Raw genomic sequence first — 26,625 nt, 5'->3', positions numbered from 1 at the left:
CGGCGGCGCGCGGAGGGATGCCCTGCGGGGGCACCGGTGCGGGCGGGCGGGCGCGGCAGAGGCGACCTGCGGAGCGGGCGGGGCAGGCGACCCCTGCTGATCGAGTAGCCCGCGCAGCGGGCGTATCGAGATCCGCCGGCATCCCGCACCACTGCTGAAGATCGCGGGTCTCGATACGCCCCTGCGGGGCTACTCGACCACCATGCAAGCCCCCCCCTGCGGACGGGATGCATGCTGATCGAGTAGCCCGCAAAGCGGGCGTATCGAGATCCACCGAAGGCGGGCGGCGTCAGCCGCTCGTCGCGGAGGGACGGGCGGCGTCAGGGGCGGTCGAGGCGGGGGGCGGCGGCCAGCAGGCGGCGGGTGTAGTCCTCGCGCGGGGTGCCGAGGACGGCGGCGGCCGGGCCGGACTCGACGAGGCGGCCGTCGCGCATCACGGCGATGCGGTCGCTCATGTGCGCGATGACGCCGAGGTCGTGCGAGATCAGGAGCAGGGCGAGGCCGTGGCGGCGCTGGAGGTCGTCGAGCAGGTCGAGGATCTGCGCCTGGACCGAGACGTCGAGGGCCGAGACCGGCTCGTCGCAGATCAGGACGTCGGGGCGGGTCGCCAGGGCGCGGGCGATCGAGACGCGCTGGCGCTGCCCGCCGGAGAGGGTGCGCGGCGAGCGCCGCTCCAGCGACGCGGCGAGGCCGACGTTCTCGAGCAGGGCCGGCACCGACTCCGCCCCGGCGTCGCGGAGCAGCCGGCCGACGCTCCAGCGCGGGTCGAACGACGACAGGCTGTCCTGGTAGATCGCGCCGATCCGCGGGCGGAGCGGTCGCCGCGCGCGCTCGGTCGCCGCCGACCACGGGCCGCCGTCGAACTCGACCGAGCCCGCATCCGGACGCCGCAGCGCGAGCAGCAGCCGGGCGACCGTGCTCTTGCCCGAGCCGGACTCGCCGACGAGCCCGAGGGTCTCGCCGCGGCGCAGCTCGAGGCCGACGCCGTCGACGGCGGTGCGGGTGCCGCCGCCGGGGCGGGGGAAGCGGGTGACCAGGTCGGTCGCGCGCAGCAGCAGCTCGCCCGGCGGCGCGGGCGGGACGACGGGCGCGTCCGGATCCGTCAGCCGCGAGCCGCGCGGCCGCCCGGCCGGGACCGCGGCGACGAGCGTCCGCGCCTGGACCGACTCCGGCGAGCGCAGCACCCGCTTCGCCGGGCCGTCCTCGACGACCCGGCCGTCCGCGAGCACCAGGATCCGGTCGGCGAGCCCGGCGACGACGGCGAGGTCGTGCGAGACCAGCAGCAGCGCCCGGCCGCGCGCCTTCTGCTCGGCGAACAGCTCGAGCACCCGCGCCTGCACGGTGACGTCGAGGGCGGTGGTCGGCTCGTCGGCCACGAGCAGCGGCGGGTCGAGGGCGATCGCGGCGGCGAGCAGCGCGCGCTGGCGGAGCCCGCCGGAGAGCTCGCCGGAGCGGTCGCGCATCCTCTCCTCGGGATCGGGCATGCCGACGCTCGCGAGCACCTCGGCTACCCGCGCCGACGCCTCCGCCGCGGAGAGCCGGGAGTGCAGGCGCAGGACGTCGCCGATCTCGCGGCCGATCGGGCGCAGCGGATCGAGCGAGAGCAGCGCGTCCTGCGGCACGAAGCCGACGCCCGCACCGCGGAGGCGGCGCAGCGTCCGCGCGCCCGCACCGATCACCTCCTGGTCGCCGACCCGGACGCTCCCGGTCGCCGCTCCCCCGCTGAGACCCAGCAGGGCCCGCGCGGTGACGCTCTTGCCCGAGCCGGACTCGCCGACGATCGCGACGCACTCCCCCGGCTCGATCCGGAAGGACACCCCGTGCACGACCTCGACGCCGTCAAAGGCGACGCGGAGGTCCTCCACGACGGCGGCGCTGCCGGCGCTCCCGGCGCTCATCGCGCACCCCGCAGCCGGCCGCCGAGGACCGTCGTCGCGAGCGTCGTCAGCACGATCGCGAGGCCCGGGAACACCGTCAGCCACCAGGCGCTCGAGAGGTAGGTGCGGCCCGCGGAGAGCATCGCGCCCCACTCCGGCGCCGGCGGCTCGGCCCCCAGGCCCAGGTAGCTGAGCGCCGAGGCCCAGACGATCGCCTGGCCGACTCCGAGCGTCGCCAGCACCGCGAGCGGGCCGAAAGTGTTCGGCAGCACCTGCGCGAGCAGGATCCGCGGCGAGGAGTGGCCGAGCACCCGCGCCGCCTCGACGTAGCCGGAGTCGCGGATGCCGAGCAGCTGGGTCCGGAGGATGCGCGCGTAGCCGGGCGCGGTCGAGAGGCCGACCGCGACCGTCGCGGGGACGACTCCGGGGCCGGTGACCACGATGACCAGCAGCGCGAGCAGCAGCGCGGGGAAGGCGAAGAGGACCTCGAGAACGCGGCCGATCACGCCGTCGACGAAGCGGCCGCCGAACGCCGCGGCGACGCCCAGCACCGCGCCCAGCACCAGGCCGATGGCGGTGGCGCTGACGCCGATCAGGAGGGAGGCTCCGGCGCCGGAGATCAGGCGACTGAGCACGTCGCGACCCGACTCATCGGTGCCGAGCAGGTGCGCGGCGGAGGGCGGGTCGAAGGCGTCGCGCGGCGCGATGGCGAGCGGATCGAAGGGGGCGAGGAGGCCGGGGGCGACGGCCGCGAGCAGGAGGAGGACGACGAAGGCGAGGGCGAGCAGCTCGCCGACGCGGAGGCGGCCGGCGGCCCGGCGCGCGGGGCGGGCGGCGCGCAGCTCGAGCTCGCTCATGCGCGGGCCTCCTGCGGGCGGGCGGCAGCGAGGCGCGGATCGACGAGGCGTGCGACGAGGTCTGTCACGAGGGTGACGACGATGTAGGCGAGGGCGGTGACGAGCACGACCCCGGTGACGACGGGGACGTCGCGGACGGTCACCGCGGCCAGCAGCGTTCGGCCGAGGCCGGGCCGGGCGAAGATCGTCTCGACCACCACCGCGCCGCCGATCAGGTAGCCGAACGCCCAGCCCGAGAGCGAGACGCCCGGCAGCACTGCGTGCCGGAGGGCGTGCCGGAGCCGGATGCCGAGCTCGCCCTCGCCGCGGGCGCGGGCCGCGAGCACGAACGGCGACTCCAGCGCGTCGAGGAGAGAGCGGCGCATCACCTGGCCGAGGAAGCCGGCGAGCGGGATCGCGAGGGTCAGCGCGGGCAGCACGAGGCCGTTCGCGGAGCCGGTGCTGACCGGCGGGAACCAGCGCAGCGCGGTCGCGAAGACGGCGATCAGCACGGTGGCGAGCCAGAAGTGCGGGAGGGCGGCAGCGGTCAGCTCGAGGCCGGAGCCGATCGCGGCGGCGACCCGGCCGCCGCGGGTGGACCAGAGCGCGGTGGCGAGGGCGAGGATCCAGGCGAGGGTGAGCGCGAGCGCCGCCAGCAGGAGGGTGCCGGGCAGCTGCTGGGCGAGCAGGTCGGCGACGGGGGTGCGCAGGGAGTAGGAGGTGCCGAGGTCGCCGCGGGCGAGGCGGCCGAGCTGGGTGAGGTACTGCAGGAGGAGCGGCTGGTCGAGGCCGTACTGCTCGCGGACCGCGGCGAGCGCCTCCGGAGACGCCTGCGAGCCGGGGCCGCCGAGGATCGCCTGCGCCGGGTCGCCGGGGATGAGGCGGATGAGGAAGAACACGGCCGTCGCGACCGCCCAGAGCACCACGAGCGCGCCGCCGAGGCGCAGGAGGAGGCGGCGGATCATCGGGGCTCCTCTCGGGGGTGCGGGTTCTGGCGGGCGGGTCTCGATACGCCGCTTCGCGGCTACTCGACCAGCATGAAGGCCGCTGCTCGACCGGCGTGCTAGTCATGCTGATCGAGTAGCCCTCGCAGAGGGCGTATCGAGATCCACCGTGATCAGGACAGCAGGTCTCGATACGCCGCTGCGCGGCTACTCGACCAGCAAGCAGGGCCGCTTCGCGGCTACTCGACCAGCATGCAGGGCCGCTGCGCGGCTGCTCGACCAGCATGCTCCGGGCGCGAGCCGCGGAAGCGGGCGCGGAGGGTCAGAGCCAGGCGTCCGCGAACCAGGGGGTCGAGACGGTGGCCAGGGCGGCGACGCCCTGGACGGCCGAGCGGTGCAGGTAGTGGTTCTGCTGGTCGTAGAGCGGCAGGATCCAGTAGCCCTCGAGCACGATCCGCTGGGCCTGCGAGTAGAGGTCGGCGCGCTCGGTCTCGTCGACGGTCGCGCTCGCCTGCTCGAGCAGGGCGTCGAGGGCGGGGTCGTTCACCTGGGCGTGGTTGGCGAAGTAGCCGCTCGGCGCCGGGGTGATGCCGGAGGACGCGTAGAGGGTGCGCAGAACGTCCGGTCCGACCTTCGTGTACGGCGCGCTGACCAGCTCGTACTCGTTCGCCGCGAGCGCGGTGTACCAGCTGGAGAGGTCGAGCAGGCTGATCTGCACGTCGAAGCCGGCGACCTTCGCCGACGCCTGGATCTGCTCGAACAGCGACTGCTCGGCCGGGATCGACTGGTTGGTGCTGACCGGCAGGCGCAGGACGAGCGGCACGCCGTCCTTCTCGCGGATGCCGTCGCCGTCGGAGTCGACCCAGCCCGCGGTCGTGAGGAGGTCCTCCGCGGCGGCGATCTCGTCGTCCGAGCCGGCGTCCTCGAAGAGCGACGGGTCGGAGTAGGCGGTCGCCTCGCTGCTCGACAGCGGCGAGTACGAGCGCTCGGCGGTGCCGAAGAAGAGGGAGTCGATGGCGTCGTTGACGCCGACGGCGCGGATGAACGCCTCGCGCACGCTCTCGTCGTCGAAGGGCGCCTGGCCGGAGTTGAGCTCGAGGCGGTTCACCGAGCCGGGGCGGGGCGCGTCGATCTCGACCAGGTCGGAGGCGTCGGTCGCGGCGGCGAGCGTGTCGGGCTGGGCGTTGTCGATCACGTCCACCTCGCCCGCCTGCAGTGCCGCATAGCGGGTGGCGGAGTCGGGGATGAAGCGCCAGGTGATGCTGGAGAGGTAGGCGGGGCCGTCGTGGCCCTCGCCGGTCGGGCCGGTGGCGGCGTCGTAGTCGTCGTTGCGGGTGAGGGTCACGTGGTCCTGCTTGACCCACTCCGTCACCGTGAACGGGCCGGTGCCGACGGGCGCCTCGCAGTTGGCCTCCTCGCCGCGGGCGATGCCGGTGGGCGACTCGATCGCGGTCCACGGCTGCGAGAGCGACTCGAGCAGCGCGCTGTCGGGGGCGCTGAGGGTGAAGCGGGCGACGGTCGGCGAGACGGCGGTGACCGACTCGACCTTCGCGACGGCGAGGTAGCCGGTGGAGGACTTCGTCGCCGGGTCCTGGAGATGCTCGATGTTCGCGGCGACCGCGTCGGCGTCGAGCGGGGTGCCGTCCGTGAAGGTCAGGCCCTCGCGGAGGGTGAAGTCGTAGCTGAGCGCGTCGTCCGAGACGGTCCACGACTCCGCGAGCCACGGGGTGATCGTGCCGTCGTCACTGCGCGAGACGAGCGACTCCAGGACCTGGGTCGCGAGCAGCGCCTGCGGGTAGTTGCCGCCGACGTGCGGGTCGAGGCAGGTGGGCTCGGCGTCGCCGGTCGCGTAGGTGAGGACGCCGTCGGCGACCGGGGTGCTGGATCCTCCCCCGGCGTCGCCGCCGTCGGCGGTGCAGCCGGTCAGCAGGAGGGCGGAGGCCGCGAGGGCGGCGAGGGCGGAACGGCGCAGAGTCATGGCGGCTTTCGTCAGGAGGGGAAGCCGCGTTTCTTGGACCCGGCCCACTAAACGCTACCAGCGCGCTCAGCCTCCGGGCGGAGGTCCCCCGTTCTGCCCGTCCCCGCGAGATGCCACTTATGAGCGCGACACGCCGTAAGAAGTGCGCATAAGTGGCATCTCGCGGAAGGGGGCAGACGCGGGCGTCAGCCGGAGGTCGAGGCGCGGACGACGAGCTCGGGCTGGAAGACGACCTGGCGGGGCTCGGACTCGAGGAGCAGCTCGACGGCGGTCGCGCCGATCAGGGCGCTCGGCTGGCGGATGCTCGACAGCGGCACGATCGTCGCGGTCGCGAAGGCGATGTCGTCGTAGCCGATCAGCGCCACGTCCTCCGGCACCCGCACCTCGCCCAGCAGCATCAGCCCCTGCAGCACGCCGACCGCGAGCAGGTCGTTCGCGCAGAAGACGGCGTCGGGGCGGTCGGCGGGAGCGCGCTCGGCGAGCGTCCGCCCCGCGGCCCGGCCGTCCAGCACGGTGAGCCCCGGTGTCGGCAGCACCTCGAGCGTCGCGCCCGGCACCGCCGCCACGGCCTCCCGCGCCCCGGCGAACCGGTCCGCGACCTGGCGGATCGACTCCGGCCCGCCGACCACCGCGATGCGGCGCCGGCCGAGCCCGAGCAGGTGCTCGACCGCGAGCCGCCCGCCGGCGACGTCGTCGACCGCGACCGAGGAGAACGCGCTGTCCCCCGACTCCCGGTCGACCAGCACGCAGGGGATGCCGTGGGCGCGGAGGCGGTCGAGCCGCGCGGACCCCTCCCCCTGCGGCGAGATCAGCACCCCGCTCACCCGCTGCTCCTCGAACAGGTCGAGGTAGGAGTCCTCGCGGTCGGCCTCGGCGTCGGTGCTGGCGAGGAGGACGGAGAGCCCGGCCTCGGCGGCGCGGGCCTGGGCTCCGCGGGCGAGCTCGGCGAAGAACGGGTTGCCGGCGTCGAGCACGACGAGGCCGATGCTGCGGCTGCGGCCGGCGCGGAGCTGGCGGGCCGCGTCGTTGCGGACGAAGCCGAGCTCGGCGATCGCGGACTGCACCCGGCGGACGGACTCGGCGCCCACCTTCTCGGGGCGGTTGAGCACGTTCGAGACGGTGCCGACCGAGACTCCGGCGCGAGCGGCGACCTCGCGGACACTGATGGACGGCACATCGTCTCCTCGGGTCGTCGCGGATCGCAGGGCTGCGCGCGATCCGGGAATCATCTCATCCGGCGGCACCGCGGGGCTGGCCCCCCTCAGCAGGCCTTTGACAGCCCGGGAAGCGGAGCGATACGCTCGCTCAACGGCGCTGTGAAACGATTCATACGGTGCCGCCCGGTCGGCGCCCGCCGCACGGCCGGATCGCCCCGCACAGAAGGACCCCGCCGTGACCGACCTCAGCCCCGACATCCTCCGCCAGCTCGAGCAGCAGGCGATAGAACTGCCCTCGTGGGCGTTCGGCAACTCCGGCACCCGCTTCAAGGTGTTCAGCACGCCGGGCACCCCGCGGACCATCGAGGAGAAGATCTCGGACGCCGCCAAGGTCAACGAGCTGACCGGCCTCGCGCCGAGCGTCGCGCTGCACATCCCGTGGGACAAGGTCGACGACTACGCGGCGCTGGGCGAGTTCGCCGCGTCGAAGGGCGTCGCGCTGGGCACGATCAACTCCAACACCTTCCAGGACGACGACTACAAGTTCGGCTCGCTCACGCACTCCGACCCGGTGATCCGCCAGAAGGCGATCGACCACCACCTCGCCTGCATCGACATCATGGACGCGACCGGCTCGCGCGACCTCAAGATCTGGCTCGCCGACGGCTCGAACTACCCGGGCCAGCAGGACATCCGCGGCCGGCAGGACCGCCTCGCCGACTCGCTCGCCGCGATCTACGAGCGCCTCGGGACCGAGCAGCGCCTCGTCCTCGAGTACAAGTTCTTCGAGCCCGCGTTCTACCACACGGATGTTCCGGACTGGGGCACCTCCTACGCCCACGTCGCCGCGCTCGGCGACCGCGCGCTGGTCTGCCTCGACACCGGCCACCACGCGCCGGGCACCAACATCGAGTTCATCGTCGCCCAGCTGCTGCGCCTCGGGAAGCTCGGCTCGTTCGACTTCAACTCGCGCTTCTACGCCGACGACGACCTGATCGTCGGCGCGGCCGATCCGTTCCAGCTGTTCCGCATCCTCTACGAGGTGGTGCGCGGCGGCGGCTACGGCCCGGACTCGCCCGTCGCCTTCATGCTCGACCAGTGCCACAACGTCGAGGACAAGATCCCCGGCCAGATCCGCTCGGTGCTCAACGTGCAGGAGATGACGGCGCGTGCGCTGCTCGTCGACCGCGCGGCCCTCGAGGAGGCGCAGCTCGCCGGCGACGTGCTCGGCGCGAACGGGATCTTCATGGACGCCTTCTACTCCGACGTCCGCCCCGCCCTCGCGGCCTGGCGCTCGGAGCGCGGGCTGCCGGCCGACCCGATGGCGGCGTACACGGCGTCCGGGCACGCGCAGGCCATCGCGGAGGAGCGCGTCGGCGGCACGCAGTCGAGCTGGGGCGCGTAGGTCTCGGCGGGAATCCGCGCACAACCAAGGCTGGAAGGGCCGATCCGACCGTTTCTCGACGGATTCGGGGCTTCCAGCCTTAGTTGTGCACGGCAGCGGGGTGCGCCCCTGCCGGCGATCGGGGTCCTGAGTGCCTTCGAGTGCGGGATCCTGGGGCCGATCGGGCCGTCCGGCTGACCGAGATGAACTCCGGCACGCGGAACGAGCTCCGGCACGCGGATTCGCGGTGTTTCGACGCGCCGGAGGTGCTTCCGCGAGCCCGAGGTCGCACCGACGCCTTCCGGCACGCGGAAGCAGCTCAGGCTCGCGGAATCGCGCTGTTCCCGCGAGCCGGAGGCGATTCCGCGAGCCGGAGGTGGCTCGGGCACCACCTCCGGCACGCGGAACGAGCTCCGGCACGTGGATCTGCGTCGTTTCGACGAGCCGGAGGTGCTTCCGCGAGCCCGAGGTCGCACCGACGCGTTCCGGCACGCAGAAGCAGCTCCGGCTCGTGGAGTCGCGCTGTTCCCGCGAGCCGGAGGCGACTCCGCGAGCCGGAGGTCGCGCCCGGGGTCAGAGCGCCGCCCGGAGGCCGTCGACCAGGTCGTGCTGCGCCTCCCGGCCCGCGCGGGTCGGCACCAGCGGGTACACGTGCAGCTGGCCGACCGCCTCGTGCAGCTCGAACGGCACTCCGGCCGCCGCCGCCTTCTCGGCGAGGACGTGCGCATCGGGGTTCAGGACGTCGCGGGTGCCGGTGTAGACGCTCAGCGGTCCGAGGCCGGCGAGGTCGCCGAAGAGCGGACTGACGATCGGGTCGAGCAGATCGAGCTCGCCGCGCCACTTCTCGGCGAGCACGCGGCCGCCCGGCGTGCCGAGCCACGGATCGCTCGGCTGCACCTCCGGGATGCGCGGGTTGCTCCAGGAGAGGTCGAGCGCGGGCGAGATCAGCGTGGTCGACGGCAGGACGACGCCCTCGTCGCGGAGGGCGAGGGCCGTCGACAGCGCGATCTGGCCGCCCGCGGAGTCGCCGGCGAGCGCGGTCGCGCCGTACCGGTCGAGGCTCCGGTGCACGAGCGCGCGGACGCCGTCGCGCGCCTCGAGGGCCGTGCCGAACGGGACCAGCGGGTAGATCGGCAGGGTGACCGCCGCAGAGGCCTCGTCCGCGATCCGCGCCGCCAGCCACCAGTGCTGCGGCGCGATCTCGTTGACCCAGCCGCCGCCGTGCGCGTAGACGACCCCGCCGCGGATCCGCTGCGGGCGGATCGTGTAGACCGGCCAGCCGCCGACCTGCTCGACGTCGACGCGGACTCCGGGCCGCAGTCGCGGGGGCGGGCCGAAGCGGGCCGGCCGGAGGGCGTTCTCGCGGATCCGGCGGCGAGCGCCGTCCGCGCTGACGAACGTGCGGTTGGCGCGGGCCAGGCGCAGGGCGAGCGGGACGAGGGCGTCGGGGACGGCGAGGGGCATGCCCCAGCATCTCCCGCGGGGATCAGCGGAGCCTGGGCGCTCCGGCGCGCGGCGGATGCGGGCGCGGCTCCCCTCGGCCAGGGTGGTGCGATGGACACTGCACCGCTGCTCACCTGGACCCTCGCGCAGGAGATCCCGGTCCCCGCCGACGTCGACTCCCTCCTGGTGGAGGGGGAGAAGGCGGTCGCGTCGTTCCGCACGCTCCGCGACTCCGCCACCTTCACCACGAAGCGGCTGATCGTGCGCGACGCCCAGGGACTCACCGGCAAGAAGGTCGAGATCTACTCGCTGCCGTACAGCTCGATCAACATGTGGTCGAGCGAGAACGCGGGCACGTTCGACCTCAACTCCGAGGTCGAGCTGTGGACGCGGGCCGGGCACATCAAGGTGAAGCTCGGGCGCGGAGCGGACATCCGCCGGCTCGACTCGCTGCTCGCCTGGGCGGTCCTGCACCAGCACTGAGGCGGCGGCGGTTTCGCGACCCCGGCGTGACCGGTGTCGTCTCCGGCACGCGGGATGACCGTCGGCACGCGGAAACCAGAAGATTCGGCGAGCCGGAGCTGACTCCGCGAGCCGGAGGTCGGACCCGTCACCTTCGGCACGGGGAACGGGCCTCGGCTCGCGGAGATCGGCGGATTCAGCGAGCCGGAGGTGATTGCGCGAGCCGGAAGTGGGGCGGGCCTCGAGAATCCGTGGGCGGTGCCGTGGCTCAGTCGCCGCCGCCGCCTCCACCGTCCGAGCCGCCGCCACCGCCGCCGTCGCCGCCGGAGCCTCCGCTGTTCGACGAACCGCCGTCCGGGGAGCCGCCGTCGTCGGCACGGCCGTCGCGGGTGTCCGACCCGCTCGAGCTGCCGTCGCCCGTCGCGGCGGTCGAGCCGCCGTCCCGTGAGGCCGGGCGCGCTCCCGGGGCGCCCGCGCGCATCCGCAGGACGGTCGCGATGACCGATCCGACCACCGCGAGGGCGACGACGAGGGCGACGAGCGCCGCGATCTGCTGGTTCTCCACGTCCGGCTCCTGACTGCGTGAGTGAATCCTCAGCTTCACCGTAGCGAGCGGGGCTGGGCGCGGGCGACGGGGCGGAGGCTGCGCAGAACATCAGTCAGGAGTGGTTCTCGTCGCCGATGGGCGATGACGGGCGCTCTCGGCTGATGTTCTGCCGAGCGGCCGGGAGAAGTCGCCTCGGTGAAGTAGGGGAACCCCATGCTGATCGAGTAGCCCGCGCAGCGGGCGTATCGAGATCCACCACCGTCTGCACCTGAGTCTGCAGACCCGCCCTGCTGGTGACGGCGGGTCTCGATACGCCCCTGGCGGGGCTACTCGACCAGCATGCAGAGCCCCCGCGGGGCTACTCGACCAGCATGCAGAGCCCCCGCGGGGCTACTCGACCAGCACGCGGACGCCCCCGCGGGGCTGCTCGACCAGCAGGGTGGGCCGACGCGGCCGCGAGCGCCGACCGCTACGGTGACCCCATGCCGAGACAGCCGACGATCCGCGACGTCGCGGTCAGCGCCGGAGTCTCGTACCAGACGGTCTCGCGCGTGCTCAACGACAGTCCGCAGGTCCGGCCGCGCACCCGCGACAAGGTGCTCGCGGCCATCGACGATCTCGGCTTCCGGCGCAGCGCCGCGGCTCGGGCCCTGGCGGCGGGCCGCTCCGGGCTGATCGGCATCCTCGCTGCCGAGAGCCACAGCTTCTACGGCACCGCCACGGCGATGGCCGCGATCGAGCAGGCCGCGCGCGACGCCGGCTACCGGGTGCCCGTGGTCAACGCGGCGCCCGACGCGGAGTCGCTGGCCGCCGCGCTCGAGCACCTGCAGCGCGAGGCGGTCGAGGCGATCGTCGTGCTCGCGCCGCAGGAGCGCGCGCTCGAGGCGATCGAGAGCCTCGCGATCGGAGTGCCGTTCGTCACCCTCGGCGCGGCGGGGCGGGGCGCGGACCCGCGACTCCTCGTCGACCAGGCCGCGGGTGCGCGGCTCGCCGCCGAGCACCTCCTCGCGCTCGGCCACACCCGGATCGCCCACCTCGCCGGCCCGCAGCACTGGGTGGAGGCGCACGCCCGCCTCGACGGGTTCACCGCGCGGATGGCGGAGGCGGGGCTGGAGCCGGCCGCGCTCATCGGCGGCGACTGGACGGCGGAGTCCGGCTATCGGGCGGGACTGCGGCTGCTCGACGAGGTCGCCGACCTCACCGCGGTCGTCGCCGGGAACGACCAGATGGCGCTCGGGCTGCTGCACGCCTGCGCGGACCGCGGCGTGCGCGTGCCCGAGGACCTGAGTGTCGTCGGCTTCGACGACGTGCCCGAGGCCGCGCACTACCGACCGCCGCTGACGACGATCCGGCAGGACTTCGCCGAGGTCGGCCGCCGCACGATCGGCGTGGTGCTGGCGGAGCTGCGCGGCGAGCCGGCCGCCGTTGACCGGCCGGTGCCGCCGGTGCTGGTGGAGCGGGACTCGACGCGGGCGGTTTGAGGCGGGGGTCCGGCGACGCCGGGTCTCGATACGCGCCCTGCGGGCGCTACTCGACCAGCATGAAGACGGTGGATCTACTTGGAAGAGACGCCCGCAGACATGCTGGTCGAGTAGCCCCGCCAGGGGCGTATCGAGACCCGCCCACCGCAAGCACGTCGGTCTCTTCCCCGCCCTGCGATGGCGCCGAAGGCGCCCCCTCCGCTCGATACGCGCCCTGCGGGCGCTACTCGATCAGCATGAGCACGACGCAGGGCAGAGCGCGCGATCGAGAATCGCGTGCCAGCGATTCGAGACAGCGCGACGCGACCCGCTCCTCGTGACGCACCACGCGCCCGGCCGACCGCGCTGAGCCGCGCGGGGAGCGGCTCAGAAGGAGGCACAGCTTGCCGTCCGCAAGACACTTCGCCTACGCTGGCCCGTGGCTTTGTGAACGGTCACATGGCCCTCAGCGAGGAGTGCAATGGACCAGCGACGGCCCCCCGCCGAGGCGATCACGAGCGGCGCGACCGCCCTCGGGATCGAGCTCGGCTCCACCCGCATCAAGGCCTGCCTCGTCGACGCGGCCGATCCCTCCGTGGTCCTCGCCGTCGGCAGCCACGAGTGGGAGAACCAGCTCGTCGACCGCCGCTGGACCTACTCGCTCGACGCCGTGCACGAGGGGCTCCAGGCCGCCTACGCCGACCTCGTCGCCGACGCCGAGAAGCGCCACGGCGCCCGCCTGACCACGGTCGGCGCGCTCGGCGTCTCCGCGATGATGCACGGCTACCTCGCCTTCGACGCGGACGACGAGCTGCTCGTCCCGTTCCGCACCTGGCGCAACACCAGCACCGGCCCGGCGTCGGCCGAGCTGACCGAGCTGTTCGGCGCGAACATCCCGCTGCGCTGGTCGCTCGCGCACCTGCACCAGGCGGTCCTCGACTCCGAGCCGCACGTCGAGAGGATCGACTTCCTCACCACCCTCGCCGGCTACGTGCACTGGCGTCTCACCGGCGAGAAGGTCCTCGGCGTCGGCGACGCCTCCGGCATGGTCCCGACCGACCCGGCGACCCGCGACTACGACGAGACCGTCCTCGAGCGCTACGACGCCCGCGTCGCCGGCACCCTGCCGCCGCTGCGCGAGCTGCTGCCCGCCGTCCTCCCCGCGGGCGCCGCGGCCGGCGAGCTCACCGCGGAGGGCGCGCTCCTGCTCGACCCGACCGGCGCACTCCGGCCCGGCGTCCCGTTCTGCCCGCCCGAGGGCGACGCCGGCACCGGCATGGTCGCCACCAACTCCGTCGCCCCGCGCACCGGCAACGTCAGCGCCGGCACGAGCATCTTCGCGATGGTCGTCCTGGAGCGCCCGCTCGAGAGCGTGCACCACGAGCTCGACCTGGTCGCGACTCCGGCCGGCGACCTCGTCGCGATGGTGCACTGCAACAACGGCGCGAGCGAGCTCGCCACCTGGGTCGGCCTGTTCTCCCGGTTCGCCGCGGCCTCGGGCGGCCCCTCCGACAGCGACGCCGTCTACGGCACCCTCTTCACGGAGGCGCTGGCCGGCGAGGCCGACGCGGGCGGGCTCCTCGCCTACAACCACCTCGCGGGCGAGCCGATCGCCGGACTCGTCGAGGGCCGCCCGCTCGTCGTGCGCACCCCCGACTCGCGCCTCACGCTGGCCAACTTCATGCGCGCGCAGCTCTACGGCGTGTTCGGCACGCTCGCGCTCGGCATGCGCGTGCTGGCCGGCGAGGGCGTCGTGATCGACGAGATGTTCGCGCACGGCGGCATGTTCCGCACGGCCGGAGTCGCCCAGCGCTTCCTCGCCGGAGCGCTCGACGCCCCCGTCTCGGTCGCCGCGACCGCCTCCGAGGGCGGCCCCTGGGGCATGGCGGTGCTCGCCGCCTTCCGCCTGCAGGAGGGGACGACCCTCGACTCCTACCTGACCGAGCAGGTCTTCGGCGACGCCGGCTTCGAGACGGTGGCGCCCGACAGCGCCGACGTCGCCGGCTTCACCGCCTACCTCGAGCGCTACCGCGCCGGCCTCGCCGTCGAGCAGACGGCCGTCGACACCCTCACCACGCAAGGAGACACCGCATGACCGACAGCACCACCGCTGCGCCCGCCGGGTTCGGCCCCGAGGTCGAGGCGGCGATCGCCCGCGTCCGCGAGGACGTCGCCCGCCTGCACGCCGAGCTCGTCCGCTACGGCCTCGTCATCTGGACAGGCGGCAACATCTCCGGCCGCGTGCCCGGCGCCGACCTCTTCGTGATCAAGCCGAGCGGCGTCTCCTACGACGACCTCGCGCCCGAGAACATGATCCTCTGCGACCTCGACGGCACCGTCGTGCCGGGCAGCCTCGGGTCCGAGCGCAGCCCGTCCAGCGACACCGCGGCGCACGCCTACGTCTACCGCGAGATGCCCGAGGTCGGCGGTCAGGTGCACACGCACTCCACCTACGCCACCGCCTGGGCGGCCCGCGCCGAGGCGATCCCCTGCGTCATCACCGCGATGGCGGACGAGTTCGGCGGCGAGATCCCGCTCGGCCCGTTCGCGATCATCGGCGACGACTCGATCGGCCGCGGCGTCGTCTCGACGCTCACCGGGCACCGTTCGCGCGCCGTCCTGATGCAGAACCACGGCGTCTTCACCATCGGCAAGGACGCGAAGGACGCCGTCAAGGCCGCGGTGATGACCGAGGACGTCGCCCGCACCGTGCACATCGCGCGCCAGGGCGGCGAGCTCGTCCCCATCCCGCAGGAGTCGATCGACGCCCTGTTCGACCGCTACCAGAACGTCTACGGACAGAACCCCACCGGAGCACTCGCATGACCCGCAGCATCATCCCCGACCTCGCGACCCGCACCGTCTGGTTCCTCACCGGCAGCCAGGACCTCTACGGCGAGGACACCCTCCGCCAGGTCGCCGAGCAGTCGCAGGCCGTCGTCGCGCAGCTGAACGAGTCCAGCGACATCCCCGTGACTATCGAGTGGAAGCCGGTGCTGAAGAGCTCCGACGCGATCCGCAGCACGATGATCGAGGCGAACTCCGACGACTCCGTCGTGGGCGTCATCACCTGGATGCACACCTTCAGCCCCTCGAAGATGTGGATCCACGGCTTCGACGCGCTGGCCAAGCCGCTGCTGCACTTCCACACCCAGGCGAACGTGGCCCTGCCGTGGCAGGACATCGACTTCGACTTCATGAACCTCAACCAAGCCGCCCACGGCGACCGCGAGCACGGCTACATCCTCAGCCGGATGAGCGTGCCGCGGAAGACGGTCGTCGGCCACGCCAGCGACGCCCGCGTCACCGAGTCGATCGGCATCTGGTCGCGCGCCGCGGCCGGCTGGTCGGCCTCGCAGAGCATGAAGGTCGCCCGCTTCGGCGACAACATGCGCAACGTCGCCGTCACCGAGGGCGACAAGACCGAGGCCGAGATCCGCCTCGGCGTCAGCGTCAACACCTGGGGCGTGAACGAGCTCGTCGAGCGCGTGGACGCCGCGACGGACGCCGACATCGACGCGCTGGTCGCGGAGTACGTCGAGAGCTACGACGTGGTGCCCGAGCTGCTCCCCGGCGGCGAGCGCCACGAGTCGCTCCGCTACGGTGCGGCGGTCGAGATCGGCCTGCGCTCGTTCCTGGAGGAGGGCGGCTTCGAGGCGTTCACCGACTCCTTCGAGGACCTCGGCGGGCTGCGCCAGCTCCCGGGTCTCGCCGTGCAGCGCCTGATGGCCGACGGCTACGGCTTCGGCGGCGAGGGCGACTGGAAGACCGCCGTCCTCATCCGCATCGCCGCGGTGATGGGCGCCGGCCTGCCCGGCGGCACCAGCCTGATGGAGGACTACACCTACGACATGACGCCCGGCGAGGAGCTCATCCTCGGCGCGCACATGCTCGAGGTGTCGCCGTCGCTGTCGTCGAAGCGCGCGTCGCTCGAGATCCACCCGCTGGGCATCGGCGGCCGCGAGGACCCGGTGCGCCTGGTCTTCACCGCGGATGCCGGCGACGCGGTCGTCGTCGCGCTGAGCGACGTGCGCGAGCGCTTCCGCCTGGTCGCGAACAAGGTGACCACCGTCGAGCCGCCGCAGACGCTGCCGCACCTGCCGGTCGGCCGCGCCGTCTGGCAGCCCGCCCCCGACTTCGGCACCAGCGCCGCGGCCTGGATCACGGCCGGCGCCGCGCACCACACCGTCATGACGACGCAGATCGGCCTGGAGGCGTGGGAGGACTTCGCCCGCATCGCCGGCGTCGAGCTCCTCGTCATCGACGAGTCGACCACCCTCCGCGGCTTCGAGGCCGACATCCGCTCGAACGCGGCGTACTACCGCCTCGCGCAGGGGCTGTAGGGACGACTGACGGCCGGCTCCCCGCGGGGGGCCGGCCGTTCGTGCGTTCCCGGGGTCGCCTGATCAACAGAGGACGCCCTGCATGCTGGTCGAGTAGCCGCGGGGCGGCGTATCGAGACCCCGCGTCGCCGGCACGGTGGGCCTGCTGTGCCGACGTCTCGGCGATGGTGGATCTCGATACGCCCGCTGCGCGGGCTACTCGATCAGCATGGAGGGCGCCCGTTGCGCGGGCAACTCGATCAGCAGGAAGTGGGCCGCTCGGGCGACGTCGAGCGTGTGGCGCTGCAGAACATCAGCTGAGAAGGGGTGGCCTCCGCCGTCAGGCGATGCCCCCTGCTCTCAGCTGATGTTGTGCGCACCCCCTGCTGGTCGAGCAGCCGCGGAGCGGCGTGTCGAGACCCCGCGTGGTCAGCACGGCGGGATTGCAGGCGCGCGGTCAGAGGCCGTCGCCGTCGAACCAGTCGTTCTGCCACCGCCAGTCGATGGGGTCGCCGGCGCGCTGATAGCGGATGTCGGTGGAGAGGCGGAGGCGGCGGTCGGACGCGACGTTGTCGAGCGAGGCGTGGACGATGAAGGGCGAGTGGATCAGGACGTCGCCGGCCCGCATGTCGGCGGCGAGCCAGCGGGCGTCGTGCTCGTCGGCGAGGGCCGGGAGGTCGGCCGTCAGCGAGCGGGGGCGGCCGAGGAGGCCGGTGCGCTCGAGCTCCTCGACGCGGAGGTGCGAGCCCTCCAGGTAGACGAGCGGCCCGTTCTCGACCGGCGTGTCCCCGATCGGGATCCAGAGCGACAGCAGGTTGCGGGTGCCCTCGCGCAGGTAGACGAGGTCGTAGTGCGCCTGGGTCGCCGTGCCGATGCCCTTCTGGCCGGGGCGCACCTGCCGGAGGATCTTCCTCCGGTGCAGGTGGATCTCGTCGGCCAGCAGCGTGCGCATCATCGCGAGGATCGCGGGCTGGCGGCAGAACGCGGCGTACTCCGGGCTCGGGACGAGGGAGGAGAAGAGGATGTCGCGGAAGCGGGCGAGGTCCAGATCCGCGCCGTCGTCGCGACCGGAGTCCCAGGCGTCCTCGTCCGCGAAGAGGCCGGTCGGAGCGAGGGCCCTGCAGTACCAGCGGCGGAAGTCGAGCACGGTCTCGCGGTCGAGCAGCCCGCGGACGAGCAGGTAGCCGTCGCGGCGGAGGCGCCGCCAGAGCGCGTCGCGGTCGGCGAGCTCCTCCTCCGGGACCTCGTCGAGCGGACCCCAGCGCTCCGGCGCCGTGCTCAGTGCGTAGCCGTTGGACGTCGGCATCGACGGCCTCCCTGCGATCGGATCGTGCGGACCGTCCGCACTTCTGTCACCATCGTGACGCCCGCCGATCCCCGTCACCAGGGACCGACGTGACCAGGAGGAGGACTTTTGCACCCCGCGCCGAGCGCTCGCTACCGGACCCCCGACACGTCGACGGGGCTCGGTCTGTACGTCTTCGGGGCCGGGCGGCGCGCGGGGGTCTCCTCCCCCGTGCGGCAGCGGGTGCTGCCGGAGAGCGCGGTGGTCCTGATCGCGGAGGGCCGGGGCGAGTTCCGGGTGGGAGGCGAGACCAGCGCCGTCGAGGCGGGCGATGCGCTGTGGGTGCCGGCGGGGGTCGAGCACTCCTACCGGTCCGCGGCGAGCGGCTGGACCGAGCACTGGGTGCTGCTCGCCGGCACCGCGCTCGAGCACCTCGTGGCCGAGGGCCTGCTGCCGCGCGGGGCCGGAGTGCTGCACGTGCGCGGGGGCGACGCCTCGCACCTGTTCGCCGCGGTCCTCGACGCGCTCGAGGACACCGGTGCCGCCTCCGTCGCGCGGAGCAGCGCGCGGGCCCTGCTGCTCCTGCTGCGGCTGTCGGAGTCGCGGGAGCGGAGCCGCTTCGACCGCCGGATCGAGCGGATCGCGCTCTCCGGCGCGGGCGTCGAGGATGCGGCGAGGGAGCTCGGGCTGTCGCTGCGCGCCCTGCGGGCCCGGACGGAGGAGCGGGCGGGCGCGTCGCCGATCGAGCTGTTCCTCCGGATCCGCGTCGACGAGGCGAAGGCCCTGCTCTCGGAGGGCGACCTGCCGGTATCGGCCGTCGCGCGCGCCGTCGGCTACGAGGACCCGGGCTACTTCACCCGCGTCTTCCGCGCGCGGGTGGGAGTCACGCCGAGCGAGTTCCGGAGCCGGCACCGGCGCTGACGGCGCGGCGGGCGAGGCGTGCGCAACGGGACTGCGGTGCCGCAGTGTCGGCGACGGTGGATCTCGATACGCCCGCTACGCGTGCTACTCGATCAGCATGGAGGGCCTGCGGCGTTGCAGAACATCAGCTGAGAAGGGGTGGCCTCCGCTGTCAGGCGAGGGGCCCTGCTCTCAGCTGATGTTGTGCGCGCCCCTTGCTGGTCGAGTAGCCGCGGAGCGGCGTATCGAGACCCGACGTCGTCAGAACGCGGGACTGCAGGCCGAGGTCTCGGCGACGGTGGATCTCGATACGCCCGCTACGCGGGCTACTCGATCAGCATGGAAGAGGAGCGCGGCGTCAGCCGCTCGATCGCGCCGCTCAGCGGGAGGTGGAGAAGGCCGCGTCGAAGGCGTCGGCCGGGGGCGTGATCGCGTTGAGCTTGCGGACGAAGGCGAGGGCCTCGGGGGCGCCGTCGAGGCGGTCCATGCCGGCGTCCTCCCACTCGACGCTGGTCGGGCCGGTGTAGCCGATCGCGTTGAGGGCGCGGAAGACGGGCTCCCACGGGACGGCGCCGTGGCCGGTCGAGACGAAGGTCCAGCCGCGGCGCGGGTTGGCCCAGGGCAGGTGCGAGCCGAGGACGCCGTTGCGGCCGTCGAGATTGGCGATCGACTCCTTCACGTGCACGTGCAGGATGTGCTCGGCGAAGTCGAGGATGAACGCGACGCTGTCGAGCTGCTGCCAGACGAAGTGCGACGGGTCGAAGTTGAAGCCGAAGGACTTCCGGTGGCCGATCGCCTCGAGGGTGCGCTTCGCGGTCCAGTAGTCGTAGGCGATCTCGCTCGGGTGCACCTCGAGGCCGTAGCGGACGCCGACCTCCTCGAAGACGTCGAGGATCGGGTTGAAGCGGTCGGCGAAGTCCTGGTAGCCGGCGGCGATCCACTCGTCGGAGGCGGGCGGGAACATCGCCACGCCCTTCCAGATCGACGAGCCGGAGAAGCCGTTGACCTGCTTCACGCCGAGCGCGGCGGCGAAGCGAGCGGTGTCCTTGAGGTCCTGCGCGGCGCGCCGGCGGACGCCCTCGGGGTCGCCGTCGCCCCAGACGCGGTCGCTGAGGATGTCGCGGTGGCGCGCGTCGATCGGGTCGTCGCAGACGGCCTGGCCGGTGAGGTGGTTCGAGATCGCGAAGACCTGGAGGCCGTTCTTCTCGAGGATGTCCTTCCGGCTCTGCACGTACGCAGCGTCGTCCCAGCGGGCGACGTCGATGTGGTCGCCCCAGCAGGCGATCTCGAGGCCGTCGTAGCCCCACTCGCCGGCGAGACGGGCCACCTCCTCGAACGGGAGGTCTGCCCACTGGCCGGTGAAGAGGGTGATCGGTCGCGTCATCGCGGAGTCCTTACTCTCGACTCCCGTGCGCCGTCGCACCGGGAGAGGTAATTTGAAGTTCCAGGCAACATATCAGGCACTCCCGCGAGCCCGAAAGGAACCGATCATCACCCCGATCGACAGCGCATCGTCGCGCACCGACCTCCTCGTCACCGCCACCGCCGCTCCGACCTGGGAGGAGGGGCTGATCGTCGGCAGCGGCCGCGTCGGCGCCGTCGTGCACGGGCCGGCCGATGCGCTCACCGTGTCCCTGGCGCACGAGCGCTACTTCCTGCCCGTCAACGCGCGGCCCGCCGCGCCCGATCTCGCCGGGGTGCGCGACGAGCTGCGCAGCGCCCTGCTCGCCGGCGACGCCGATGCGGCGAGCGAGGCGCTGCTCCGCGGCGCGCGCTCCAGCGGCTACGACGGCGGCCTGATCTGGACCGATCCGCTCGGGATCTGCGCGACCGTCTCGATCCGCACGACCGGCGGAGTCGCCTCGAGCCGCCGCCTGATCGACCCGCGGCTGGGCGAGGTCGCGGTCGAGTGGACCGACCTCGACGGCGGGCGGCACGCGGTGCGGCTGCTCGCCCCGCACGGCGGCGAGAGCGTCCGGCTGTGCGTGGAGTCCGACCGCGACGGCGAGACCGTCGTGGAGCTCGGGCTGGGCGCGGGCGACGCGACCTCGTTCGACACCGGGGTCCCGGACGCGTCGGCGGTCGTCGAGGCGAGCGTCGAGGGTGGAGAGACGGGGCGACTCGTCGCCCTCGCCGGCACCGGCAGCGCGGAGACCGGGGGCGAGCGCGTCCGCGCGGTCGTCACCGCCGCCACCGGGGCGCCGTGGCAGGTCGACGGAGGCGTCACCCGCTCCGTCGCGCCCGTCGCGGGCGGCGCTCCCCGGCTCCTCCGCCTCGACCTCTCGCTCTCGGACGGGGAGCCGGTGGCGGACGACCTGTCGTGGACCGACCTGCGCGCGGCGCAGCGCGACGGCCACGGCCGCCTGGTCGGCGCCTCCGCGCTCGACCTGGCCGGCGCCTCCTCCGCCGTCCTCACCGAGGACCTCTGGGACGAGGCCCGCGCCGGCGACGAGGGCGCGCGCCGCCGCGTCGTCGAGCTCGCGTACCTGAGCGGCCGGGCGAACATCGTCGCCTCGACCGGCGAGCTGCCGCCGACGCTGCAGGGCGTCTGGCAGGGGACCTGGCGGCCGGCCTGGTCCGCCGACTACACGCTCAACGGCAACGTGCAGAACGGAGCGATGGCGGGGATGATCCCGACCGGCACGCCCGAGCTGGCGCTGTCGATCCTGGAGCTGGTGCTGCCGCACCTCGACGACTACCGCGAGAACGCGCGCCTCGTCTACGGGGCGGAGGGGATGCTGCTGCCGTCGCGGATGTCGACGCACGGCCGCGCGGACCACTTCGCGGCGAGCTACCCGCACCTGTTCTGGACCGGCTGCGGCGGCTGGGTGCTGCGCCTCGCCGCCGACGCCGTCGCCGCGACGGGCGACCGCGGGATCGTGGACGACCGGCTGTGGGAGCTGGCCGAGGGCGTGCTCCGCTTCGCCGAGACCGGGACGACGGTGGTCGACGGGGTGCGGCGGATCGTGCCGTCCTACTCCCCCGAGAACACGCCGGGCGGGGCGCGCTCGCCGCTGGCGGTCGACGCGACGATCGACGTCGCGGTGCTGCGCGACGCCGCCCGGGCGACCGCGCTGCTCGGGCGGGCCCGCGGCGACGACTCGCTCGACGAGCGCTGGGCGCGGGTGGTCGCCGAGCTGCCGGAGTACCGCGTGGCGGAGGACGGCACGCTGGCGGAGTGGATCGACCCGAGGTTCTCGGAGGAGATCGCGCACCGGCACGCCTCGCAGCTGTACCCGCTCTGGTACGGGGGCGATGCGGCGTTCGAGGGGGACGGTCCGGCGGCCGTGCGGTTGCGGGCGGCCGCGGCCGCGACGGTGGCCGCGAAGATCGCGTGGCGGGCCGAGGCGCCGACCGCTCCCCCGGGGCGGATGGAGATGGCGTTCGGGCTGGTGCAGGTCGGCACGGCGGCGGCGGCCCTGGGCGATGCGGAGTCGGCGCTGACCTGCGCGGAGTGGCTGGCGGTCGAGCACTGGTCGCCGACGCTGACGACCCGGCACGACGCGGGGCGGATTTTCAACCTCGACGCGAGCGGCGGGCTGCCGGGACTGGTCGCGGCGATGCTGCTCGGCTCGGACGACGAGACGCTGACGGTGCTGCCGGCACTGCCGTCGGTGTGGGCGCGCGGTGCGGTGACGGGGCTGCGGGCGCGCGGCGGGCTGGTCGTGGACCGGCTGGAGTGGTCGCCGGGGCGGGCGTCGCTGACGGTGCGGCGGGTGCCGGGCGCGGAGTGGCTGGCACCGGCGGACGGGACACGGCTGCGGACGCTCCGCGACGCGGTGCTGCGGGTCGACGGGCGCGAGGTCTCGGGCGGGCTGCCGATCGGCGCGGAGGCGGTGCGCGTGGACGTGGAGTGGCGCGGCTGAGGGTGCTGGGGTGACCTCCGGCTCGCGGAACGCGCCTGGGCACGCTGAACCGGGCGGATCCGGCGAGCCGGACGCGGAACCGCGAGCCGGAGGTCCCCCGGAGGTCCGCCGGAGTGACCTCCGGCACGTGGAACATGCTTGGGCACGCAGGAACTGGCGGATCCGGCGAGCCGGACGCAGAACCGCGAGTCGAAGGTCCACCGGGGGAACCTCCGGCACGCGGAACACGCCTCGGCACGCCGAAACCGCCGGATTCAGCGAGCCGGACGCAGAACCGCGAGCCGAGCCGAAAGTCCACCAGGGGAACCTCCGGCACGCGGAACGCGCCTCGGCACGCCGAAACCGCCGGAACCAGCGAGCTGGATGTGAGATCGCGAGCCGGACGTCCGCCGGGGTGACCTTCGGCACGCGGAACACGCCTCGGCACGCCGAAACAGGCGGATCCAACGAGCCGGACGCGGAACCGCGAGCCGAAGGTCGAGCCGGAGTTCAGCCGGGATGACGTCCGGCACGCAGAACACGCCCCGGCACGTGAGAACTGGCGGATCCAGCGAGCCGAACGTGATTCCGCGAGCCGGACGTGCCGCCGGCCGCCGCCCGCCGTCAGGCGTCCTGCCGCCCGTACCGGTCGTAGATGCGGTTGCGGGCCGCCAGCTCGGCCGGGGGCAGGCGCTGGGCGTCGGCGATCTCGTAGACGCCGAAGGTGTCGCGCAGGCGGGAGGACGGGTCGACCTCGACGAAGGTGCACCAGGGCAGCCAGTGGTGGTGGCTGCGCAGCGTCTGGCTCGCGAAGTCGCCGCTCTCGTGGCCGAGGCCGGGCATCGCGTAGCCGATGCTGCCGTCGACGTCGGTCGACTGCCGGGTGTTGCGGTGCAGGAACTCCGCGACGTCGCGGTAGTGGTCGTCGCCGGTGATCAGGAACAGCCGGTAGTAGCTGTACGAGCAGGCCGCCAGGTAGACGTCCGCCCCGCCGCCGAGGGTGATGATGCTCTGGCCGCTGATCGAGTACCGGTTGAAGGGGTGCTTCGGCCAGGGCGCGACCACCGGGAAGGACCACGCGTAGGTCCAGGTCTCGGTGTAGTCGGCGGCGCGGACGGCGCCCTCCAGCCAGCGGTGCTCCTCGGTCAGGTCGTAGAGCGCGAGGAAGCCGAACAGGCCGTAGATGCCGGCCTCCTTGTCCTGGATGTCGGCGTTGTCGCAGGTGCCGCCGCGGTACTCCAGGGTGCGGTGGATGTTCGCGAACGACCACTCGCCGGCGCGCACGGCGGACTCGCGGTAGCGCGCCTCCCCCGTCACCAGGTGCAGCTGCACCAGGAAGCGGATGACGCTCGGGGTGTTCGAGCGCGAGTCCATCCGCACCGAGCCGTCGGCGTTGTAGGCGCGGTGGAAGCTGCCGTCGGCGTCCTGCACCTCGAGCAGCCAGTCGGCGGTCCGCCGGCAGAACTCGAGCCAGAGCGGCCGCTCGTCGCCGAGGCCGCGCAGGTGCAGGTAGGCGTCGAGGATCGCCTCGACGCCGTCGGCGAGCATCCGCAGGTAGTGCGGGTACGGCTCGAAGCCGCCGAGGGAGGGGTTGAAGCACATCCGCGGCGGGCCGGACTCGGGCAGGGCCGTCCGCGCCCAGAAGTCGACGATGCCGACGCCCTGCTCGAACGCCTCGGGCACGCCCTCGCGGTCGCCGTAGCGCAGCAGCTGGTAGCCGATGCCGGGCTGCTGGCCGACGAAGCCGAACTGGAACGAGACGCTCGAGACGTCCAGGTCCGGCAGCTGGCAGGCGAACGGCAGGCCCCAGGAGTCGCCGTAGCGGCGGGTGAGGCGCTGCAGGATCGCCATCCCGTGGTGGAAGTGCCGCTCGTTGTCGACCTCGAACAGGTCGTCGCGCAGGCGCGCGTAGGCGCTGCGCCAGGTGGCGCGCATCATCGTCGCGAAGTCGTCGTGGCGGCCGAGATCGACGGCCACGGCGTAGCGCTGGCGGAAGCCGACCTCGACCGGGTGGTTGACCCGCTGCAGGGACTTCGGTGCCGCGTCGTAGTCGAGCCCGGAGTAGGGGTTTTCGACCGGGCGCTCGCCGTCGGCGCCGGGGTAGACGTAGTCGATCGACAGGCCGGCCGGCTTCTCGTCGAGCGGCGTCCGCACGCCGAAGCCGTAGTAGAGGTAGTTCAGCGTGGTGCCCTGCGGACGGCTCAGGCCGATCGAGCCGACGGTGCACTCCGGGTCGGTGAAGTTCTCCGAGCGGACCACGTCCAGACGCGGCAGCGTGACGTCGGCCGCCCAGCGCGAGAGCGCCACGGTCTCCCCGGTGGCGAGGCTCTGCGCGGCGAACAGCGGCAGCGCGTAGTGGGTCTCGGTGCGCCAGAAGTACTCGCTGCCGGGGTCGCGGCCCATCGCGTCGGCCGGCCCGAAGGCGTTGTCGCGGTACCAGGCGCCGGGCGCGAAGCACTCGTAGTCGCGCAGGTCGGCGGACCCGGTCAGCCCGAGCGAGATCGCCGTGGCGAAGCCGAGGTCGCCGCCGGCCGCGAGCACCTCGACCTCGCGGTGCACGGAGAACCCGGCGCCGGCGACGCGCCAGACGTCGGTGACCGCGAACGACGAGCCCGAGCGCACGGTGATCGTGCCGGTGGCGGTGAGCGCGCCGTCCCCCACCGAGACGTCGTCGTAGGGCGCGCCGGAGTACTCGCTGATCGCGGCGACGGTCTTGACCGTGACCCGCAGCGGGCGGTCGTTCGCGTACAGGACGCGATCGCCCGCGAGCACCTCGAGGCCGCCCGCGCGGGCGCGCAGGGTGTAGTCGGCGGAGCGGAGTTCCACGGTGGATCCTTCCTGGAGGGTCATGTCAGTGCTTCTCGTCGTGCGTGCGGAGGTCGGCCGCGGGGCTGGTCGTCTCCGCCGGCCCCGGCTCGTCCTCGAGCCGCCGCGCACCCGGATCGAAGCGCCGCGACCCCGGCCGGAACAGCAGCGCCACCCCTCCCTCGACGAGCGCCGCGACGAGCAGGAGGATCGCGAACGGGATCAGCGAGATCTCGGCCCACGCGCCCATCACCGGCATCACCAGGCCGGCCGCGGTGAAGCTGACCGTGCCGAGGATCGCGGTGACGCTGCCCGCCTCGCTCGACGGGCCCTGGAGCGAGAGGTACTGCACCGGCGCGAAGCCGAGCGAGCGCCCCGCGAGCGCGAAGGTGAGCGCGCCGACCACGACGAGCAGCGGCTGCGTCCCGGTGAGGGCGAGCACCGCGACCACGACGGCGCCGAGGCCCGTGACGATCGCCGACGCGGACATCGCGAAGCGGGGCCCGAACCGCGGCACGATCACCCGGCCCGTCGTCTGCCCGACCGCGATCGTCACGAGCGAGGTGACCAGGAACAGCAGCCCGTAGAGGTCCGGCCCCACCGCGTAGACGTTGGTGTAGAGGAACGGCGCGGTCGCCAGGTAGGCGAAGCCGACCGACCAGCCGGCGGCCGACGCGGCGGCGAGCGCCAGCACCCGTGGCCGGCGGAGCATCCCGAAGGAGTTCCGCAGCGACGGGCCGAGTCCACCCTGGTGCCGCCGCTCGCGGGGCAGCGTCTCGGGCAGCACCAGCAGCGCGATCACGGTGGCGAGCGCTCCCCAGGCGGCGACCGCGAGGAAGGAGCCGCGCCAGTCGATCACCTTGGTCAGCTGCGCGCCGACGGAGGGGACCAGGATCGGGAAGACCGAGACGATCACGGCGAGGTTCGCGAGCATCGTCACGAGCCGCTTGCCGCTGTAGAGGTCGCGGACGATCGCGGTGACGACCACGCCGGCCGCGGTGCAGGCGGCGCCCTGGACGAAGCGCGCCGAGAGCAGCACCGCCGTGTCCGAGGTCATCGCCGCGACGAGGCTCGCCGCGATGTGCAGGGCCGCCGAGACGCCGAGCGGCCACTTGCGGCCGACCGCGTCGCTGAGCGGACCGGAGATCAGCTGGCCGGCCGCGAAGCCGAAGGTCGCGCCGGTGACGACCAGCTGAGCGGTCGCGACCGAGACGCCGAGGTCGTCCTGCAGCGTCGGCAGGAAGGGCAGCACCAGGTCGATGGTGAGCGGCCCGAAGCCGACCAGCATCGCGAAGATCGGCAGCAGCAGCCGGCCGCGGGGCATCGCGCGAGTGGCGGAAGCGGTGGTGGTGGAGGCGGTCATGGGCGCGGAGCGCAGGT

The 26,625-nt window shown here is 73.5% G+C and carries 19 protein-coding genes; 8 read left to right on the top strand and 11 right to left on the bottom strand.

Annotated features, from left to right (window positions below; all coding sequences use genetic code 11):
• Positions 1-320: 320 nt before the first annotated feature.
• The 5 genes from EDF35_RS14400 to EDF35_RS14380 form a co-directional block, all read right to left on the bottom strand.
• Complete coding sequence (locus EDF35_RS14400; protein WP_133962847.1) at positions 321-1,898, bottom strand: ABC transporter ATP-binding protein; 1,578 nt, start codon at positions 1,896-1,898, stop codon at positions 321-323.
• A complete protein-coding gene (locus tag EDF35_RS14395) occupies positions 1,895-2,734 on the bottom strand; it encodes an ABC transporter permease (protein ID WP_133962846.1) in 840 nt (279 codons plus the stop codon). The genes EDF35_RS14400 and EDF35_RS14395 overlap by 4 nt, the downstream gene beginning before the upstream one ends.
• Positions 2,731-3,678 carry an ABC transporter permease gene (locus tag EDF35_RS14390; RefSeq protein WP_133962845.1) on the bottom strand — a complete coding sequence of 316 codons (948 nt, stop codon included), beginning with the start codon at positions 3,676-3,678 and terminating at the stop codon, positions 2,731-2,733. The genes EDF35_RS14395 and EDF35_RS14390 overlap by 4 nt, the downstream gene beginning before the upstream one ends.
• A 301-nt stretch (positions 3,679-3,979) precedes the next feature.
• Positions 3,980-5,635 (bottom strand): ABC transporter substrate-binding protein, encoded by a 1,656-nt coding sequence (locus EDF35_RS14385; protein ID WP_133962844.1) that lies wholly within the window; start codon positions 5,633-5,635, stop codon positions 3,980-3,982.
• Positions 5,636-5,820: 185 nt separating this feature from the next.
• On the bottom strand, positions 5,821-6,810 hold the full coding sequence (locus tag EDF35_RS14380; protein WP_243839992.1) for a LacI family DNA-binding transcriptional regulator: 990 nt from the start codon (positions 6,808-6,810) through the stop codon (positions 5,821-5,823).
• 217 nt (positions 6,811-7,027) lie between these two features.
• On the opposite strand from EDF35_RS14380, the gene rhaI reads away from it, so the two are divergent.
• Complete coding sequence (gene rhaI / locus EDF35_RS14375; RefSeq protein WP_166674122.1) at positions 7,028-8,197, top strand: L-rhamnose isomerase; 1,170 nt, start codon at positions 7,028-7,030, stop codon at positions 8,195-8,197.
• Positions 8,198-8,749: 552 nt separating this feature from the next.
• On the opposite strand, the gene EDF35_RS14370 is transcribed toward rhaI, so the two are convergent.
• Positions 8,750-9,640 (bottom strand): alpha/beta hydrolase fold domain-containing protein, encoded by an 891-nt coding sequence (locus tag EDF35_RS14370; RefSeq protein ID WP_123446853.1) that lies wholly within the window; start codon positions 9,638-9,640, stop codon positions 8,750-8,752.
• Positions 9,641-9,730: 90 nt separating this feature from the next.
• Between EDF35_RS14370 and EDF35_RS14365 the strand changes: the two genes are divergently transcribed.
• Positions 9,731-10,102 carry a PH domain-containing protein gene (locus EDF35_RS14365; protein ID WP_123446854.1) on the top strand — a complete coding sequence of 124 codons (372 nt, stop codon included), beginning with the start codon at positions 9,731-9,733 and terminating at the stop codon, positions 10,100-10,102.
• Between the two features lie 247 nt (positions 10,103-10,349).
• On the opposite strand, the gene EDF35_RS20870 is transcribed toward EDF35_RS14365, so the two are convergent.
• Complete coding sequence (locus tag EDF35_RS20870) at positions 10,350-10,646, bottom strand: hypothetical protein (protein WP_166674121.1); 297 nt, start codon at positions 10,644-10,646, stop codon at positions 10,350-10,352.
• Between the two features lie 464 nt (positions 10,647-11,110).
• On the opposite strand from EDF35_RS20870, the gene EDF35_RS14355 reads away from it, so the two are divergent.
• The 4 genes from EDF35_RS14355 to araA all read left to right on the top strand — a co-directional run bounded on the left by EDF35_RS14355 (position 11,111) and on the right by araA (position 16,431).
• Positions 11,111-12,109, top strand: a complete 999-nt coding sequence (locus EDF35_RS14355) for a substrate-binding domain-containing protein (RefSeq protein ID WP_133962842.1) — start codon at positions 11,111-11,113, stop codon at positions 12,107-12,109.
• Between the two features lie 460 nt (positions 12,110-12,569).
• A complete protein-coding gene (locus EDF35_RS14350) occupies positions 12,570-14,183 on the top strand; it encodes an FGGY-family carbohydrate kinase (RefSeq protein ID WP_133962841.1) in 1,614 nt (537 codons plus the stop codon).
• Positions 14,180-14,914 carry an L-ribulose-5-phosphate 4-epimerase gene (locus EDF35_RS14345; protein WP_123446858.1) on the top strand — a complete coding sequence of 245 codons (735 nt, stop codon included), beginning with the start codon at positions 14,180-14,182 and terminating at the stop codon, positions 14,912-14,914. The genes EDF35_RS14350 and EDF35_RS14345 overlap by 4 nt, the downstream gene beginning before the upstream one ends.
• Positions 14,911-16,431, top strand: coding sequence for an L-arabinose isomerase (gene araA / locus EDF35_RS14340; protein ID WP_133962840.1), 1,521 nt, complete (start codon positions 14,911-14,913; stop codon positions 16,429-16,431). The genes EDF35_RS14345 and araA overlap by 4 nt, the downstream gene beginning before the upstream one ends.
• Positions 16,432-16,867: 436 nt before the next feature.
• Here the strand turns inward: araA and EDF35_RS14335 are convergent, their stop codons facing one another.
• Positions 16,868-17,716, bottom strand: a complete 849-nt coding sequence (locus tag EDF35_RS14335; RefSeq protein WP_133962839.1) for a phytanoyl-CoA dioxygenase family protein — start codon at positions 17,714-17,716, stop codon at positions 16,868-16,870.
• Between the two features lie 108 nt (positions 17,717-17,824).
• On the opposite strand from EDF35_RS14335, the gene EDF35_RS14330 reads away from it, so the two are divergent.
• Positions 17,825-18,616, top strand: coding sequence for an AraC family transcriptional regulator (locus EDF35_RS14330; protein ID WP_133962838.1), 792 nt, complete (start codon positions 17,825-17,827; stop codon positions 18,614-18,616).
• Positions 18,617-18,974: 358 nt separating this feature from the next.
• Here EDF35_RS14330 and EDF35_RS14325 read toward each other — a convergent pair whose 3' ends face one another.
• Positions 18,975-19,979 (bottom strand): sugar phosphate isomerase/epimerase family protein, encoded by a 1,005-nt coding sequence (locus tag EDF35_RS14325; protein ID WP_133962837.1) that lies wholly within the window; start codon positions 19,977-19,979, stop codon positions 18,975-18,977.
• Between the two features lie 25 nt (positions 19,980-20,004).
• Between EDF35_RS14325 and EDF35_RS14320 the strand changes: the two genes are divergently transcribed.
• Positions 20,005-22,461 carry a glycoside hydrolase family 95-like protein gene (locus tag EDF35_RS14320; protein WP_166674120.1) on the top strand — a complete coding sequence of 819 codons (2,457 nt, stop codon included), beginning with the start codon at positions 20,005-20,007 and terminating at the stop codon, positions 22,459-22,461.
• A 603-nt stretch (positions 22,462-23,064) separates the two neighbouring features.
• Here EDF35_RS14320 and EDF35_RS14315 read toward each other — a convergent pair.
• Together EDF35_RS14315 and EDF35_RS14310 are read right to left on the bottom strand one after the other, a co-directional pair.
• Positions 23,065-25,266 carry a hypothetical protein gene (locus EDF35_RS14315; RefSeq protein WP_133962835.1) on the bottom strand — a complete coding sequence of 734 codons (2,202 nt, stop codon included), beginning with the start codon at positions 25,264-25,266 and terminating at the stop codon, positions 23,065-23,067.
• Positions 25,267-25,291: 25 nt separating this feature from the next.
• Entirely contained in the window at positions 25,292-26,608 is a 1,317-nt protein-coding gene (locus EDF35_RS14310) for a multidrug effflux MFS transporter (RefSeq protein ID WP_133962834.1), read from the bottom strand.
• Positions 26,609-26,625 lie beyond the last annotated feature (17 nt).

This window comes from Rathayibacter sp. PhB151 (assembly GCF_004366415.1).
GTDB lineage: Bacteria > Actinomycetota > Actinomycetes > Actinomycetales > Microbacteriaceae > Rathayibacter > Rathayibacter festucae.
The sequence above is the reverse complement of the archived record's forward strand: the minus strand, read 5'-3'. Positions and strand labels throughout refer to the sequence as shown.

Bases quoted from the DNA above. Each gene is read 5' to 3' on its own strand.
- EDF35_RS14400 (WP_133962847.1), bottom strand. From the start codon at position 1,898: ATGAGCGCCGGGAGCGCCGGCAGCGCCGCCGTCGTGGAGGACCTCCGC.
- EDF35_RS14395 (WP_133962846.1), bottom strand. From the start codon at position 2,734: ATGAGCGAGCTCGAGCTGCGCGCCGCCCGCCCCGCGCGCCGGGCCGCC.
- EDF35_RS14390 (WP_133962845.1), bottom strand. From the start codon at position 3,678: ATGATCCGCCGCCTCCTCCTGCGCCTCGGCGGCGCGCTCGTGGTGCTC.
- EDF35_RS14385 (WP_133962844.1), bottom strand. From the start codon at position 5,635: ATGACTCTGCGCCGTTCCGCCCTCGCCGCCCTCGCGGCCTCCGCCCTC.
- EDF35_RS14370 (WP_123446853.1), bottom strand. From the start codon at position 9,640: ATGCCCCTCGCCGTCCCCGACGCCCTCGTCCCGCTCGCCCTGCGCCTG.
- EDF35_RS14365 (WP_123446854.1), top strand. From the start codon at position 9,731: ATGGACACTGCACCGCTGCTCACCTGGACCCTCGCGCAGGAGATCCCG.
- EDF35_RS14355 (WP_133962842.1), top strand. From the start codon at position 11,111: ATGCCGAGACAGCCGACGATCCGCGACGTCGCGGTCAGCGCCGGAGTC.
- EDF35_RS14350 (WP_133962841.1), top strand. From the start codon at position 12,570: ATGGACCAGCGACGGCCCCCCGCCGAGGCGATCACGAGCGGCGCGACC.
- EDF35_RS14345 (WP_123446858.1), top strand. From the start codon at position 14,180: ATGACCGACAGCACCACCGCTGCGCCCGCCGGGTTCGGCCCCGAGGTC.
- araA (WP_133962840.1), top strand. From the start codon at position 14,911: ATGACCCGCAGCATCATCCCCGACCTCGCGACCCGCACCGTCTGGTTC.
- EDF35_RS14335 (WP_133962839.1), bottom strand. From the start codon at position 17,716: ATGCCGACGTCCAACGGCTACGCACTGAGCACGGCGCCGGAGCGCTGG.
- EDF35_RS14325 (WP_133962837.1), bottom strand. From the start codon at position 19,979: ATGACGCGACCGATCACCCTCTTCACCGGCCAGTGGGCAGACCTCCCG.
- EDF35_RS14310 (WP_133962834.1), bottom strand. From the start codon at position 26,608: ATGACCGCCTCCACCACCACCGCTTCCGCCACTCGCGCGATGCCCCGC.